This window comes from Microcoleus sp. CAWBG27, assembly GCF_020883145.1.
Classification (GTDB): domain Bacteria; phylum Cyanobacteriota; class Cyanobacteriia; order Cyanobacteriales; family Microcoleaceae; genus Microcoleus.
On record NZ_JAHREU010000022.1, the window covers coordinates 24447 to 38826 of the forward strand.

15 protein-coding genes and 2 tRNA genes are annotated in these 14380 nt (G+C 47.4%); 11 read left to right on the plus strand and 6 right to left on the minus strand.

All coding sequences use genetic code 11. The annotated features are described in order from the left end of the window. From tilS to ccsB, 3 genes are all read right to left on the minus strand, one after another. The gene (gene tilS / locus QZ938_RS14615) at positions 1–1098 is read right to left on the minus strand and encodes a tRNA lysidine(34) synthetase TilS (RefSeq protein ID WP_293350469.1); all 1098 of its coding nucleotides are present in this window, start codon (positions 1096–1098) and stop codon (positions 1–3) included. A gap of 313 nt (positions 1099–1411) precedes the next feature. Further along, positions 1412–1843, minus strand: coding sequence for a KGK domain-containing protein (locus QZ938_RS14620; protein ID WP_293150402.1), 432 nt, complete (start codon positions 1841–1843; stop codon positions 1412–1414). Positions 1844–2201: 358 nt separating this feature from the next. After that, a complete protein-coding gene (gene ccsB / locus QZ938_RS14625; protein WP_293150400.1) occupies positions 2202–3272 on the minus strand; it encodes a c-type cytochrome biogenesis protein CcsB in 1071 nt (356 codons plus the stop codon). A 211-nt stretch (positions 3273–3483) separates the two neighbouring features. Between ccsB and QZ938_RS14630 the strand changes: the two genes are divergently transcribed. The 4 genes from QZ938_RS14630 (at position 3484) to QZ938_RS14645 (ending at position 5972) form a co-directional block, all read left to right on the plus strand. After that, positions 3484–3565, plus strand: a tRNA-Leu gene (locus tag QZ938_RS14630). 74 nt (positions 3566–3639) lie between these two features. After that, a complete protein-coding gene (locus QZ938_RS14635; protein WP_293150398.1) occupies positions 3640–4416 on the plus strand; it encodes an RNA methyltransferase in 777 nt (258 codons plus the stop codon). A 10-nt stretch (positions 4417–4426) separates the two neighbouring features. Further along, positions 4427–4765: a hypothetical protein gene (locus tag QZ938_RS14640; protein WP_293365558.1), complete on the plus strand. Its 339-nt coding sequence runs from the start codon at positions 4427–4429 to the stop codon at positions 4763–4765. Between the two features lie 247 nt (positions 4766–5012). Further along, the gene (locus QZ938_RS14645; protein WP_293150394.1) at positions 5013–5972 is read left to right on the plus strand and encodes an RNA polymerase sigma factor, RpoD/SigA family; all 960 of its coding nucleotides are present in this window, start codon (positions 5013–5015) and stop codon (positions 5970–5972) included. Positions 5973–6036: 64 nt separating this feature from the next. Here the strand turns inward: QZ938_RS14645 and QZ938_RS14650 are convergent, their stop codons facing one another. Beyond that, positions 6037–6279: a hypothetical protein gene (locus QZ938_RS14650; protein WP_293350466.1), complete on the minus strand. Its 243-nt coding sequence runs from the start codon at positions 6277–6279 to the stop codon at positions 6037–6039. A 36-nt stretch (positions 6280–6315) separates the two neighbouring features. Between QZ938_RS14650 and QZ938_RS14655 the strand changes: the two genes are divergently transcribed. Then, positions 6316–6657, plus strand: coding sequence for a DUF760 domain-containing protein (locus QZ938_RS14655; RefSeq protein WP_172187001.1), 342 nt, complete (start codon positions 6316–6318; stop codon positions 6655–6657). A gap of 187 nt (positions 6658–6844) precedes the next feature. Continuing rightward, entirely contained in the window at positions 6845–7249 is a 405-nt protein-coding gene (gene mutT, locus QZ938_RS14660) for an 8-oxo-dGTP diphosphatase MutT (RefSeq protein WP_293150390.1), read from the plus strand. Positions 7250–7453: 204 nt separating this feature from the next. Here the strand turns inward: mutT and QZ938_RS14665 are convergent, their stop codons facing one another. Continuing rightward, positions 7454–8692 carry a histidine kinase gene (locus tag QZ938_RS14665; protein WP_293331874.1) on the minus strand — a complete coding sequence of 413 codons (1239 nt, stop codon included), beginning with the start codon at positions 8690–8692 and terminating at the stop codon, positions 7454–7456. Between the two features lie 89 nt (positions 8693–8781). On the opposite strand from QZ938_RS14665, the gene QZ938_RS14670 reads away from it, so the two are divergent. The 4 genes from QZ938_RS14670 to QZ938_RS14685 all read left to right on the plus strand — a co-directional run bounded on the left by QZ938_RS14670 (position 8782) and on the right by QZ938_RS14685 (position 13383). Then, positions 8782–10470 carry a DUF2079 domain-containing protein gene (locus QZ938_RS14670; RefSeq protein WP_293331871.1) on the plus strand — a complete coding sequence of 563 codons (1689 nt, stop codon included), beginning with the start codon at positions 8782–8784 and terminating at the stop codon, positions 10468–10470. Positions 10471–10704: 234 nt separating this feature from the next. Beyond that, the gene (locus QZ938_RS14675) at positions 10705–11892 is read left to right on the plus strand and encodes a glycosyltransferase family 4 protein (protein WP_293331868.1); all 1188 of its coding nucleotides are present in this window, start codon (positions 10705–10707) and stop codon (positions 11890–11892) included. Positions 11893–11915: 23 nt separating this feature from the next. After that, the gene (locus tag QZ938_RS14680; RefSeq protein ID WP_293350463.1) at positions 11916–12152 is read left to right on the plus strand and encodes a hypothetical protein; all 237 of its coding nucleotides are present in this window, start codon (positions 11916–11918) and stop codon (positions 12150–12152) included. Beyond that, positions 12139–13383 carry an MFS transporter gene (locus tag QZ938_RS14685; RefSeq protein ID WP_293350460.1) on the plus strand — a complete coding sequence of 415 codons (1245 nt, stop codon included), beginning with the start codon at positions 12139–12141 and terminating at the stop codon, positions 13381–13383. Before QZ938_RS14680 ends, QZ938_RS14685 begins: the two co-directional genes overlap by 14 nt. Before the next feature lie 216 nt (positions 13384–13599). Here QZ938_RS14685 and QZ938_RS14690 read toward each other — a convergent pair. Then, positions 13600–13673, minus strand: a tRNA-Arg gene (locus QZ938_RS14690). A gap of 117 nt (positions 13674–13790) precedes the next feature. On the opposite strand from QZ938_RS14690, the gene moaC reads away from it, so the two are divergent. Continuing rightward, positions 13791–14312 (plus strand): cyclic pyranopterin monophosphate synthase MoaC, encoded by a 522-nt coding sequence (moaC, locus tag QZ938_RS14695; RefSeq protein WP_293350457.1) that lies wholly within the window; start codon positions 13791–13793, stop codon positions 14310–14312. The last annotated feature ends 68 nt before the right edge of the window (positions 14313–14380 follow it).

The window sequence follows — 14380 nt, forward strand, 5'->3', positions numbered from 1 at the left end:
TTAAATATCGATCGCGATCCAAGAATTTTCAACTCTGGCGATTGCTCCTCCAGGAAATGGATCGGTTTGCGATCGGTTGGGCGCTGCGATTAAGCTGGTGAGTTTTTCTACGCTGTCAAAACTGGGTGCACAGGGCAATATTTGTAGCAATACCTGTCGCATTGCTCGCCGCTGCAATGACAGTGGTGCTGTTTGTAAAATTGGGCGATTTAACTTGACGGGGAGTTGAATTTGCAACTGCGGGTTATCTGTAATTGGAGAGATGGCTCGCTGTAGTAATTCACTGGCTGCTATTTCGAGATATTCGACATCGGCGCGCAGCAGCTCGGCTGTTTGGGCGAGGGCTTGTTGGGCTTTTGGGTTGAAATGAGTTTCTAAATAAGGCAATAATTGCGATCGAATTCGGTTGCGCGCATATTGCAAATCTTGATTGGTGGAATCTTCCCAAATTGGTAGTTTTTGCTCTTGACAAAATTGACCGGTTTGCGATCGAGTTATTTCCAGCAAAGGACGAACCAAGTAGATTTTAGACTTGGGAGTTGTATCTAGATTGTGCGATCGCAAATCGGCAGATATTTGGGAGTTATGATTTTCCTCAGAATCCCCCAATCGAAAATCGGCAAGGGGGCGCGTCCAAGTCAGGGCAGAAAGTCCGTCGGCGCCGCTGCCGCGAATTAGGTTGTAGAGGAGTGTTTCCGCGCGATCGCTGGCTGTGTGGCCTGTGACAATGTAGGGGTAGTTGTGGGCGATCGCAACTTCGGTTAAAGCTTGATACCGCCACTGTCTGGCGGCTGCTTCGGTTTTAGGAATGTCCGATGCCGTTTGCAAATAGTAGGATATTCCGAAATTTTTAGCTAAATTTTCTACATGATTTGCATTAGATTGGGAATCAGAACGCCAGCAATGATCGCAGTGAGCAATGGCTAGATTCCACCCCCATTTGGGCTGTAAATCCAGCAGTAATTTGAGCGTACACAGAGAATCTTGCCCGCCGGATACTGCTACTAACAATCCCTGATTTGAGGGCAAGATTTGTCGTTTCAGCAGTGTCCGGTGCAGTTGAGCGTGGAGGTGCGTCCAATTGGAAGATTCAGGCATTACAGTTGACAGTTGACAGTTGACAGTTGACAGCTTGTCAGTCAGCGTTGTCGAATGGTTGACAGTTGACAGTAGTCGTAGGGTGTGGATCGATCAATCGTACCCAACAAAATACAGAAAATAGATCGAGCGACGCACCACCGACAATATTTGAGTAGACAAACTCAACTAAGAGTGTTGTACCAAGGATTTTTTAACTTGGTATTAGTTGTCATCTGTCAGTATGAAAGATGCAATCAGAAGCTCCTCAACTCAAAACTCTGAACTTGAAATTTAAAAATCTTCCTCCTTTCCCTCTCGCGTAAGTAGCAGCTTAGCTCCACATTCCTCGACTCTGGGGGTTGCTGTCTGGATACCTAGAAATAGGAAAATCATTACTTATTTCTGTTGAGTCGGTGACATCTAATGGCTCATTTGTATCAATTTGCTCTGAGTCTGAGCTATCTTCGGCGTTATTTTGGGCGATGTTAGATTCTTCCGGGGCGGCGGGAAGGGCTTTTTGTTCTTTCACCTCAGGTTCGATGGGAATGAACTCCAGGCGCAATCTAACTTTTCCTTGTGTCCAGCCTTTTCCTGAACTTAACAGCTCGCAATCCATGCCGTCTGACAATAATCTTTCTTCTAGCAATCTTGAATTCAGAATGGTCATATATTCGTTGACTTTGAACGTACATTGATACATCAAAGCGCTGGTAGGAGCCGACAAAACATCGTCTTCTTTGAGAAATATTTGTGAATCGTCCATATCAATTGTCATTTTAATGAAGGAAGAAGGAAGAGGGAGTAAACTTTTACAGTCTTAGTAGTTTAACAAAGTGGGCATTGCCTTTGTGTCAACTTAATATCAAACGTAGTAACGGTCTAAGGTACGTAGTTGGGCTTTAGCCCTCTTTCTTTATACGAATAAAGAGGGCTAAAGCCCAACTACGTACCTATCTGTAACCTTGCCTAGCCATTAAGAAGGAGGGAGAGGAATAGATACAAAGGATTTTAGGCTTAAGTTGACACACTTTGGTGAAAATAGCTGCCTACAACTGGAGATTATATTAATCCCTATTCGGTAATTTATTCCGTTTCTCTGGGACTGATTTGTCGTTCAGAAATTAGAAAAACCAACCGTAGGAATGTAAACCTTTACCTAACAGATTGACGCCTAGATAGCAAATCCAAACTACTACAAAACCTGTGGCGGCTAAAATTGCTGGGCGTCTTCCCTGCCAGCCGCGAGTGATGCGGGCGTGCAGGTAGGCTGCAAATACTAACCAAGTAATCAGCGCCCAAGTTTCTTTCGGATCCCAACTCCAGTAAGATCCCCAAGCTTCGTTAGCCCAAACGGCACCGGCAATAATCCCAACTGTCAGTAAGGGAAATCCTAAACCGATGATGCGATAGCTAATATTATCAAGAGTTTCTGCTAGATTCAAGCGCTGGGGCGAGAGAAGTTCTGAGGTTTGAGTTGCGGCGGTTGATGCGGTTTGAACTGTTGCTGATTCTAGGACTGCGGTGGCGCCAAAACCGTTATTGTTGGAGTTGAAAGAGGGTTCGCTGAAAGCTAAGGCGCTGTCGCCTACGGTTTCGAGGGTTTGAGGTTCGGGATTTTGTGGGCGTTGCAGGCGGTAGTTGCCGTTGCGGTTGCCGTTGGTGCCGAAGGAACTACCTGTGAGTTCGATTTTTTGGCCGCGGGTGACGATTAAAAATGCGATCGCCAGCAATGCTCCTACCATTAAAGTTGAGTAACTGATCATCATGACGCTAACGTGCATCATCAGCCAGTTGGATTTGAGGGCGGGTACTAGGGGCTCTGCCGATTGCATGGTGTCGGGCAGAGTCAGGGCTGCAAAGGCGGATATTGCCATTGCTACGGGGGATGTGGCTGCTCCAACTAGGCGGGAACGGCTCATGTTTTCCGCGACTAGGTGGATGGCGGTGATTCCCCAAACTAAGAAAAATAGGGATTCGTAAAGGTTGCTGAGTGGGAAGTAGCCGGCTTCTATCCACCTAGAACCGAGTAAAGCGGCGATGGAGAGGTTGGCGACAGCCATCCCTGCGGTGCCCAAGGCCCAGAGGTAGGGAATGCCGGGGAATGCTGTTCCCACCCAGTAAATGAGCATTGTTGCGAACAAGATGGCAAAGGAGATGTTGTCCAGCCAGTTCTGGAGTACGACCAGATCCATATAATTTACTCCGGTAGTGTTTTTACTTATTTTTTGCTAACTAGATCGATCGTACTGGGGTTAGGCAGTTTTGGGTTTGAGATTTTGAATTTTTGTGGCAATTCTGAGTTTTTGGCGGTGGTTGAGGTGGCGGGCCCTGAATTAAAATTTAATTGCAAAAAACACTTGACAGACGCACAAACATAGTGCACAGTAGTAATTCGTGACCAATGCGGAACTGGCGGAATTGGTAGACGCGCATGATTCAGGTTCATGTGGTGCAAGCCTTCCGGGTTCAAGTCCCGGGTTCCGCATTCCCAAGGCAGAAAAAAGTTTGGGGTTAATCCCGATACAGGTAATAACCCCATTCGCTCTGCTGAATTAAACAATGCTGACAAGTATTCAAAACCCCTTAGTCAAAGAAATCCGCAAGCTGCACAGCTCTAAGGGACGCAGGGAACAACAATTATTTCTACTCGAAGGTACGCATTTGCTAGAAGAAGCTTGTGCTGCCAAATATCCGTTAGCAACGGTTTGCTGCACTCCCGAATGGCTCGATCGCCACGCCGAAGTGTGGGAGCAAATTGTTAGTTTAGCCGATCGCACAGAATTAGTCAGTGCAAAAGTCTTAGAGTCGATCGCCACTACAGTCCAACCCGACGGTATTATCGCCACCGCACCCCGTACCGCAACACAACCCGCAGAAATCTCAACTTTAGGAATAGCCTTAGAAACAATCCAAGATCCTGGCAACTTGGGGGCGATCGTCCGCACCGCCGCTGCTGCTAATGCCGACGGCTTGCTGCTGAGTTCAGACAGCGCTGATTTAGACCATCCCAAGGTGCTGCGCGCCTCAGCAGGAGCTTGGTTTAAGCTGCCAGTAGCAGTCACTCCCGATCTAACCACGGAAGTATCCGGGTATAAAAATCGGGGAATGCAAATTTTAGCAACCGTTGCCGGCGCCAGTTTGACTTATTGGGAAGTTGATTTGCGAGTGCCGACTCTGATCGTTTTGGGCAACGAAGGTTCTGGATTGTCCCCAGAATTGAGAAGTTTAGCCGATCGACAAATCCAAATCCCCCTGAGCCGTGGCGTAGAATCTCTAAATGTGTCGATCGCCGGAGCCCTCATCTTGTACGAAGCTCAACGGCAAAGAAGTCATTAGTGATTAGTCATTGGTCATTAGTCATTGGTCATTAATCATTGGTTATTGGTCGGTGTTGCTGCTGCAACGGTATGAACGACTCAATGTAAAAAATGAAATCAGACAGTCAGTCAATGTTCTGAATTTTCAAGCGATCCATTTTCATACCCCAATTAAGCAACGCCCATCAGTCAACCCTTGTCTTTTGCCACCTGTTGGCTGTCAACTGTCAACTGTCAACTGTCAACTGTCAACTGTCAACTGTCAACTCTCCCTCTCTGAGATTTGCCCGATTTTGTTTACCATGATGCAACTACAAAGCTTGTTTGCGGGTACTCTCGTAGCAAGAGTGCAGGCTTCCCTGAAATAAATGTAAAGAAATGTAGTCAACTGCTCTCAGAAATGTTAAGATTCTTAACATAAGTAGCATTGTGTACCTCCAACCAAAACCTAACCTGAGACGGTTCTGACTGGGAGTAACAGCTAGCTACCATAAAATTAAGCCTCTTTAAATGGAAGGAAAGCGCAAGTCCCCGCCCGCTTTCCTTCCCAGCTAAAGCTAGGGGTTTGCTACGCCGCAAACCTTTAGAGGCACAGATCCTCAGCGGGAAAAGCTCATGAAAACTCTTAAGTCCTCAGATACAGATTCTGTTCGCGCTTACTTGCGGGAAATCGGTCGCGTTCCGCTGTTGACCCATGAGCAAGAAATACTCTACGGGAAACAGGTACAGCGCTCAGCCGCACTGCATCAGGAAAAAAATATTTTAGCCGAAGAGTTAGGCCGCGACCCGACGGCGGCTGAATGGGCACAGACAGTCGGGCTGTCTGAGGCACAGTTGCAGCGGACGATCGAGAACGGGGAAAGGGCCAAGCGCCAAATGGTGGAAGCCAATCTCCGCCTGGTAGTGTCTGTTGCCAAGAAATACATCAAGCGCAACGTAGATTTGCTCGATCTCATTCAGGAAGGTACGATCGGGATGCAGCGGGGAGTAGAAAAATTTGACCCGACTAAGGGCTACAGATTTTCAACTTATGCTTATTGGTGGATTCGTCAAGCAATTACTCGGGCGATCGCCGAAAAAGGTCGCACCATCCGCTTGCCGATCCACATTACCGAAAAGCTCAACAAAATAAAAAAGGCTCAGCGCCTGCTAGCTCAACAGCTCGGCCGCGCGGCTACTGCTGCTGAATTGGCGTCAGAGTTAGATTTGACTCCCAAGCAAATTCGCGAATATCTCGATCGCGCGCGCCTGCCACTTTCACTGGACTTGCGCGTGGGAGACAATCAAGATACTGAGTTGGGCGATTTGTTGGAAGATACGGGTACTACTCCAGAAGATTTTGCCCTGCAAGCTTCCCTGCGGACTGACTTAGACCACCTAATGGCGGAACTGACTCAGCAACAGCGAGAAGTCCTTGCTTTGCGGTTCGGTTTAGAAGACGGGCAAACTTTAACTTTGGCAAAAATAGGCGATCGTCTGAATATCAGTCGGGAACGGGTGCGTCAAATTGAACGGGAAGCTTTAACCAAACTCCGCAAGCGCAAGCAAGATATCAACGATTATCTTGCCAGCTAGGTCAACAGTTGACAGTTGACAGTTGACAGTTGACAGTTGAGGGCGAAGTGATAAGAACAGAGATTTAAACTCGGTTCTTATCACAATCTGCCGACCTGAGTAAGGGCTTGAAACCCCTGGTATTCGGGGAATGGCGATCGGTCCCAAATGCCCGATCGCCATTTTCCAATCTAAAATCGTAAAAACCGCCGCCTTTAATTCGGTTGTACCCACTTGGTTGCTGCGACTGTCCTGCTACATTAGTAATTACTTGGTAATAAATAGCAGCAGCGATCGAATAACGGTTATTTAATTTAACCGCCCGCATCTAAAATAACAAGCTGTCTCTGAAACGGAGGTACTCGTGAGCAACTCATCTAATAAATCCCCTGAATTCTTTGAAGAAGACGGAGAAAATGCTAATTTATTATGGCAATACGTGCAGTCAATGGCCCCCGACACTGTTTCTCAGTTGTCCAAGCCGACTTCTCACGAAGTGTTTCAAGTAATGGAGCGAAATATTGTCGGGCTTTTGGGGAATTTACCTTCGGAACATTTCGGGGTGACAGTGACTACCAGTCGCGAACATTTGGGTAGATTGCTCGCCTCGGCTATGATTAGCGGCTATTTTCTCAAAAATGCCGAACAGCGAATGACTTTTGAAAAGTCGATTCAAGCTAGCGAAAGACACGGTTCGGATGATTAGTTGATTATTAACATTTAAGTTGTACAAGTGTCAAGCCCCCTTCGGAAGATGGGGGCTTAAAATTTTAGATTTTAGATTTTAGATTATGGAATTGTTGACTTTAGATGAAATAATAAAATAATTATTGATATTATTTTCCAATTCCCAATTCCCAATTCCCAATTCCCCATTCCCATTCCTAATTAATATGTCTCTTACTCCTTTGGCCCACAAAGTTATCGGCGTTGCTGCGATCTGGAATGACCGACAACAAATTTTGATTGACAAGCGCCGACAACACGGACTGCATGGCGGTTTTTGGGAGTTTCCGGGCGGTAAAATAGAGCCGGGAGAAACGATCGAAGCTTGCATACAAAGGGAAATTATGGAGGAGTTGGGGATTGTCGTGGAAGTGGGCGATCGCTTGATTACAATTGACCACGACTATACTAAATTTACAGTGAGGCTCTACGTCCACCACTGCCGCTACATCAGCGGGGAACCGCAAACGATCGAATGCGATGAAATTCGCTGGGTGACACTCGACGAAATTGACCAGTTTACTTTTCCCAAGGCAAACGAACAGATTATCGCTGCACTGCGATCGAGTTAAACTTTAGGGAATGGGGCATAGGGCATAGGGCATGGGGCATAGGGCATAGGGCATAGGGCATAGGGCATAGGGCATGAATCACAACTAACAACTAAGGAATGAAAAATAAATAAGGTGACTAATTGAGGAATACTCTATCTCGCATCAAGGCTTCTGGGCTTTAATTGTGCAAGTTATATATTTTTCATTCCTAACAACTAATTATTACTTTTGAATGGGCAAGGTAAAGTGAAAACAACTGCCTCGATCGGGTACTGAGTCTACCCAAATTTGACCGTAGTGGGCGCGGATGATGCCTTGACACAAAGACAGCCCAATGCCGTAACCGTCTGTTGATTTATCTCGCTGCAAGCGATAGCTGTCTTCAAAAATGCTCGCACAATCTTTTTCGGGAATTCCCGGGCCGCTGTTGCAAATGCTGACTTGAACTTTGTAAGCGGTGCGGTGAAGAATAGAAAGATTAACAGTTCCTTGTTCTGGGGTGTACTTGCTGGCGTTGTCCAGCAGGTTGACTATGACTTGTTTGATGCGATCGGGATCGGCATAAACCAAGGGCAAATCTGCGGGAATGTCTGTTTCTAAATTCAGACTTTTAGCCTGAAATTTGTCTTGAAATTGCAGGATTACATCTTGACAAATCGCCCTCAGTTCGATTTTTTTGGGTTCAATGTGGAGTTGAGCGTTAGTACCCCGTGCTGCTTCCAGGATATCTGTAATCATGCGATCGACAATTCGGATTTGGCGGCGGGCTTGTTTCATCAAATGAGCCGCCAGAGTCGGTGTCAAACGGGACTTTTGCCCTTCCTTCACCTTCTGATTTGACTCCAAAGTCTCCAAAGCCAAAGATGCTGCTGTCAAGGGATTTCGCAAGTCGTGAGCCAGCATCGCAATAATCCTGTCTTTCAACTGCAACTGCTCTTGCAGGTGTTCTTTTTCCTGTTTGAGCCGAAAAACTTCATCCGCAAGCTGTACGAGTTCGGTGGCGCAAGCAACGGAATAGATGGGTTTTGGATCTACCAGATTGGCAGCCAGAGCCGAGGCAGACTGCTGCTGAGCTGCACATTCTTCTACAGAACGCTTCCAGCGGGGCCACCAGTGTTCGAGTTGGGCGATCAAATTGCTGCCGGCGAGAGTTTGTCGGGGCTCAGGATGAATTTTGAGCAGCGAGGGAGTGGCTACGAGTTTAAAGTGTTCGGCTAAATCCGGCTGTTCTCCTACGTCGATGACTTGAAGCTCAAAGTCGCACTCTGCCTTCAAATCCTGTAGGGACTTGCGGATGTGTCTGGTCTGTTCCCTGGAAGAGGGACGCTTGTCTACGAACAGCAAAAGCTGTAAAAGCGGTGCAGGATTGGTCGGCTGTTCGGGAGAACAGTCGGTGTCGTCGGTGCCGGATGTTGGATTGACGCTGTTGACTTTTTCGATCGGGTGAAAATAATTGACCATTACGGAGCCGAGTTATTTCACTATCTACTTTAATTTAATACTTACTTTAGATTTATGCTATTGTCCGATGATTTCATTACGGCGGGCCAATGACATTTTTGAGATGGAAGAAAAATGAGTCGCTGCGGGTAGTGGTTCAAGTGGCGGCCGCCTTTTTTGTGCTGTGCCTGCTGCTGACGCTGCACCGCTACTACAGCTTTTACGCTACATACGACCAAGGCATTTTCAATCAACTTTTTTGGAACGGCACTCGGGGTCACTTGTTTGAAAGTTCCCTGTCTTCGGCTTTGTCCACTAACGTGGTTCACCAAAATCAGCTCCCGTCTGTATCTTACTATCGGTTGGGGCAGCATTTCACCCCAGCGCTGATGCTGTGGCTGCCAATTTACTCGCTGTTCCCCTCTCCTGTTACTTTGACGGTGTTGCAGGTGACTTTAATTACGGCGGCTGGTTTAGTTTTGTACGCTCTCGCCAGACACTATCTAGAACCGCGACTGTCGGCGACAATTGTCGTGAGCTATTACGCAGCTAACGCCGTTATCGGCCCGACTTTGGGCAATTTTCACGATGTTTGTCAAATTCCGCTTTATGTCTTCGGCTTGCTGCTGGCGATGGAGAAGCGCTGGTGGCCGATGTTTGGGATGCTCGCCACTCTAATTTTGGCCGTGCGAGAAGATTCGGGAATTGTTTTGTTTGGGGTGGGGGCTTACATGATTTTGAGCCGGCGCTACCCTCGGACTGGTTTGGCTGTCTGCATTCTCAGTTTTGGTTACACGATCGCCCTAACCAATCTGATTATGCCTTTGTTTTCTGCGGATATCTCCCAGCGGTTTATGATGGAACGCTTCGGTCAATATGCCGATGGAGATGAAGCTTCGACGCTGGAAATTCTTTGGGGAATGGTTAGCAATCCCGGGCGGTTGGTGACTGAGCTATTTACGCCACTTTTTGGTAAGATTAGATACCTACTGGGTCAGTGGTTGCCGTTAGCCTTGGTTCCTGCAGTAGCGCCCGCATCTTGGACGATCGCAGGCTTCCCGCTGCTGAAGCTATTTTTAGCTAAAGGAGAATCGGTGCTGGCGATTAATATTCGCTATGCGATGACTGTGGTTCCGGGGCTGTTTTACGGGGCAATCCTGTGGTGGGCTGGCCGTCAACAGGAAGAAGATAGAATTAGGAGGGGAGAACAAACAATCTTACGTTTTCCGAATGCGGTGTTTCCTTTCCCTTCGTCTTCGCAGTTTCGCCGCTTTTGGGGGTTTTGCATCTGCTTGTCGCTATTTTTTACCTTCACGTCTAATCCTAATCGGACTTTTTCGTTTATTTTGCCCGATGCGATCGATCCTTGGGTGCAGGTTCCTCTCATCAGACAGTGGCAGCACGTGTCTCAAGTGCGCCCGCTGTTGGCTAAAATTCCTGCTAATGCTAGCGTGGCTGCAACGAATACTATTGTGCCGATTTTGTCAAGCCGCCGGGAAATTCTCCGGTTTCCAATGTTTGAACTGCGGAATGATGCGGGAGAGGCAGTGAAGATGGAATATGTAATTGCCGATATGTGGCAGTTGCAGCGGTATCAAGCTGCGTTTCGCCGGGAACGCGGACAGTTGCAGCAAATCGTACCGGCGATCGATCGAATGTCCAAATCTGGAGACTACGGAATTGTTGGCTTTGAAGACGGCGCGATTTTAATGCGTCAGGGCGCTGCTTCTAATTCTGCATCGGTGGCTGCTTGGACTCGTTTTCGCCAGGAGTTGGCACCGATTTTGAAGCAAGGGTAATCGGGTATGCGCGATCGCCCGAAACTGTCGGTTTAGGCCAAATATTCCAGAAACCGGGCCAGAGAGCAATTGCTACAAACACCCGGTTTCTGCATAATTTTCCGTCCTTGTTGCTGCCAAAAGTCAGCCCTCGGGCATAGATTTGCGATCGATCAACATTTAAGGCTGTGCATTATACAATAAAGTAGTAAACAATAAACATTAAGATATATAAATTCTTAGGAGGGAAGAAAGATGAAAATTTTGGTATTGGCATGGGAGTTTCCTCCCAGAATAGTCGGCGGTATCGCCCGCCACGTATCGGAACTGTATCCAGAATTGGTGAAGCTAGGCCACTCGATTCATTTAATTACAGTAGAGTTCGGCCACGCGCCGATGTACGAAGTGGTTGAAGGAATAGAGGTGCATCGTGTAGTAGTCGGGCACGCCAAGGACTTTTTTCACTGGGTGGCGAACCTCAACCAAAGCATGGGGCACCAAGGCGGCAAACTAATGCTAGAAGAAGGCCCCTTTGATTTGATTCACGCTCACGATTGGCTGGTGGGAGATGCGGCGATCGCCCTCAAGCATACCTTTAAAGTACCGCTAATTGCCACCATCCACGCCACCGAATACGGGCGCTTCAGCGGCCTCCACAATGACGGGCAGCGCTACATTAACGCCAAGGAAAACGACCTCGCTTATAACGCTTGGCGCGTCATTGTTTGCAGCGACTATATGCGGCGGGAAGCTGAACTGGTACTATCGACTCCGTGGAACAAAATAGAGGTAATTTATAACGGAATTAGACCGGAAAAAAAGCCGCGCAGGGACGAATTTGATGCGATGGATTTCCGCCGCAAGTTTGCAGCAGACCACGAAAAAATAGTTTATTATGTAGGCAGAATTAGCTACGAAAAAGGCATTGCTGTATTTCTCAATGCGGCACCTCAAGTAATTAGGGAAATGGGGGGTAACGCAAAAATTGTTATTGTTGGTGGCGGCAATACAGACCATCTCAAAGTTATGGCTTGGAATTTAGGAATTTGGAATAAGTGTTATTTTACGGGTTTTATGTTTGAGGAACATCTCGACAAATTCCAGACGGTGGCTGACTGCGCCGTTTTCCCCAGTCTTTACGAACCTTTTGGGATTGTAGCATTAGAAAGCTTTGCTGCAAGAGTACCTGTGGTGGTGTCGAATGCGGGCGGCTTGCCGGAGGTAGTGCAGCATACAAAAACTGGTGTTGTTACTGAGGCTAACAATCGCGATTCTTTGGCCTGGGGGATTTTGGAGGTACTGAGAAATCCTGGTTATGGGCGATGGCTGGTTGACAATGCTTATGAGGATTTGGAACGTCGATTTAGTTGGCCGAAGTTGGCAATGGAAACCGAGTGGGTTTATCAGCGCGTTGTGGAGGAAAGGGCCGAGGTTGATTGGTAAAATAAACAGTTGACAGTTGACAGTTGACAGTTGACAGTTGGGAGTTGGGAGTTGACAGCGTTAATCAGTTGACAGTTGGGAGTTGGCAGTTGACAGTTGACAGTTGCGAGTTGACAGTTGACAGTGAGTTTGTCGAAGGGTTGATCGTTTGCAGAAATAAATGTGGCAATTCTCAAATTAGTGAATTGGTAATGAGAATTGGGAATTGGGAATTGGGAATCAGAAAATTTAAAGGGAAGTTGCATCTTGAATATTTTTAGGGACATCGAACCCCAACCAAAACGCAGCTTGATAACTTTATTCACAGCAGGCTTGCTATTCTGGTGTAGCTTGGCTTCGCTGCTGCCAACTTTGCCGCTGTACGTTCAATCTGTGGGCGGTAGCAAGCAGCAAATTGGCTTTGTGATGGGTGCATTTGCGATCGGGCTTTTGCTATCGAGGCCGCAGTTGGGTAAAATAGCCGACAGCCGGGGGCGCAAACAAGTTTTGCTGCTAGGCGTGTCAGTGGCCGCACTTGCCCCTATCGGCTACCTGTTAGCTCAATCTGTCCCATTACTGTTGTTTCTCCGGGCTTTTCACGGCATTAGCATCGCTGCTTTTACTACAGCTTACAGTGCTTTGGTGACAGATTTATCGCCGCCAGGAAAACGGGGCGAATTAATCGGTTATATGAGTTTGGCCGCCCCTATCGGTTTGGCATTTGGCCCGGCGATGGGCGGATTTGTCCAAGCTGCGGTTGGTTATCCTGCTTTGTTTGCGATGTCTGCGGCTTTCGCCACAACAGCTTTATTTATTACTACCAAAGTTGTGGAACCGAATTTCGCTGAGTTAACAAAGTCTGACTCGCTATCTGAGGACAAAAACAGCCAAAAATACTGGCAAATGCTGTGGAATCCCCGGGTGCGGATTCCGGCTTTGGTGCTATTGCTGGTTGGTTTGGTATTCGGAACTTTGAGCACTTTTATGCCTTTGTTTATCCAAGAAACCAAGGTTAATTTGAATCCGGGATTATTTTATTCTACGGCGGCTATCGCCAGTTTCAGTTTGCGGTTGGTGACGGGGCGGGCTTCGGACAAATACGGCCGCGGCTTGTTTATTTCTGGCGGCTTAATCTGTTATGCCGTGTCTATGTTATTGTTGTATTTTGCTAACAGCAGCGGTGCTTTTTTAATCGCGGCTTTGGTTGAAGGTACGGCTGGCGGTACTGTTATGCCAATGATGGTGACGCTGATGTCGGATAGGTGCGAACCTCAAGAAAGAGGTCGTTTATTTTCGATTTGTATTGGCGGGTTTGATTTGGGGATTGCGCTTGCTGGCCCGACTTTGGGCTTTGTTGCTGAACAAGTTGGCTACAGAAATATGTTTGGTTTGGCGGCTTCACTCGCTGCTTTGGCTTTGTTGATTTTTATTACTTTGTCTAGCAAGGATTTGTCTCATTCGCTGAAATTTGCGATCGGGCGCGGCAAAGATGTTTATGCTTTGAATAGGTGATACCATTTCTCTAAAATCATGCAACACTCTTTGAGTCCCTTTTACCCCCCCTAACCCCCCCTTGCAAAGGGGGGGGACAAGAATACTATTAGATTATTTTTTAAAATGGGTATTACTGTATCGGGACGGGCTCTCCGGCCCATCCCACAAGAAGATTAGCAACTTTAAACAACAACGCACCCTACAAAATACTGTAGGATGCGTTGCTTTTGATAATGGGCTTGGAGGGATTCGAACCCCCGACCTCATGGTTCGTAGCCATGCACTCTATCCAACTAAGCTACAAGCCCTTATTGTTTTTACTGTTGGTTTGAGAGTTGAAATTTCAGATTAAATTTGAGATTTAATTTAAAATTGAACAATCTCTGTCCCGCACAGAATCTAATACTAACACCATTCTCAAAATAATGCAAGACCTTTCTGAAAGTTTTTCTAAATTGCCCGATCGCGCGCAGCTAACTCACCTCGACAACAGCGGGGAAGCCCAAATGGTGGACGTTTCGGCGAAAGTGGCAACTGTGCGGCAGGCTGTGGCGGCTGCGAGGGTGCGGATGTTGCCGGAGACGTTTGCGGCAATTGAAGCGGGGAATGCGCCGAAAGGGGATGTATTGGGCACTGCAAGGCTGGCTGGAATTATGGCGGCAAAGCAAACGGCTAATCTGATTCCTCTGTGTCACCCTCTGCCGATTAGCAGCGTGGAAGTGCAGTTGATACCGGATGCTGAGTTGCCGGGGTATCAAATTCGGGCGACGGTGAAAATTAAGGGGGAAACTGGTGTGGAAATGGAGGCGATGACGGCGGTTTCGATCGCAGCGCTGACTCTGTACGATATGGCTAAGGCGTTGGAAAAGTCGATCGCCATTGAATCGATTCGACTGGTAAGCAAAAGCGGCGGCAAATCCGGAGACTATCAAAATTTAGAGGCATAAAGTTCCGGCCTTGGGGGGAGGCAGAATTCAAAAAGTAGCACTTATGCTTAAAATAGGCACAGAACTAC

What these genes read in the sequence shown, in the direction of transcription:
- ccsB (WP_293150400.1), bottom strand. Translation starts at nt 3,272, where the DNA reads ATGGATCTGGTCGTACTCCAGAACTGGCTGGACAACATCTCCTTTGCC.
- QZ938_RS14670 (WP_293331871.1), top strand. Translation starts at nt 8,782, where the DNA reads ATGACATTTTTGAGATGGAAGAAAAATGAGTCGCTGCGGGTAGTGGTT.
- QZ938_RS14635 (WP_293150398.1), top strand. Translation starts at nt 3,640, where the DNA reads ATGCTGACAAGTATTCAAAACCCCTTAGTCAAAGAAATCCGCAAGCTG.
- mutT (WP_293150390.1), top strand. Translation starts at nt 6,845, where the DNA reads ATGTCTCTTACTCCTTTGGCCCACAAAGTTATCGGCGTTGCTGCGATC.
- tilS (WP_293350469.1), bottom strand. Translation starts at nt 1,098, where the DNA reads ATGCCTGAATCTTCCAATTGGACGCACCTCCACGCTCAACTGCACCGG.
- QZ938_RS14650 (WP_293350466.1), bottom strand. Translation starts at nt 6,279, where the DNA reads ATGCGGGCGGTTAAATTAAATAACCGTTATTCGATCGCTGCTGCTATT.
- QZ938_RS14675 (WP_293331868.1), top strand. Translation starts at nt 10,705, where the DNA reads ATGAAAATTTTGGTATTGGCATGGGAGTTTCCTCCCAGAATAGTCGGC.
- QZ938_RS14620 (WP_293150402.1), bottom strand. Translation starts at nt 1,843, where the DNA reads ATGGACGATTCACAAATATTTCTCAAAGAAGACGATGTTTTGTCGGCT.
- QZ938_RS14665 (WP_293331874.1), bottom strand. Translation starts at nt 8,692, where the DNA reads ATGGTCAATTATTTTCACCCGATCGAAAAAGTCAACAGCGTCAATCCA.
- QZ938_RS14645 (WP_293150394.1), top strand. Translation starts at nt 5,013, where the DNA reads ATGAAAACTCTTAAGTCCTCAGATACAGATTCTGTTCGCGCTTACTTG.
- moaC (WP_293350457.1), top strand. Translation starts at nt 13,791, where the DNA reads ATGCAAGACCTTTCTGAAAGTTTTTCTAAATTGCCCGATCGCGCGCAG.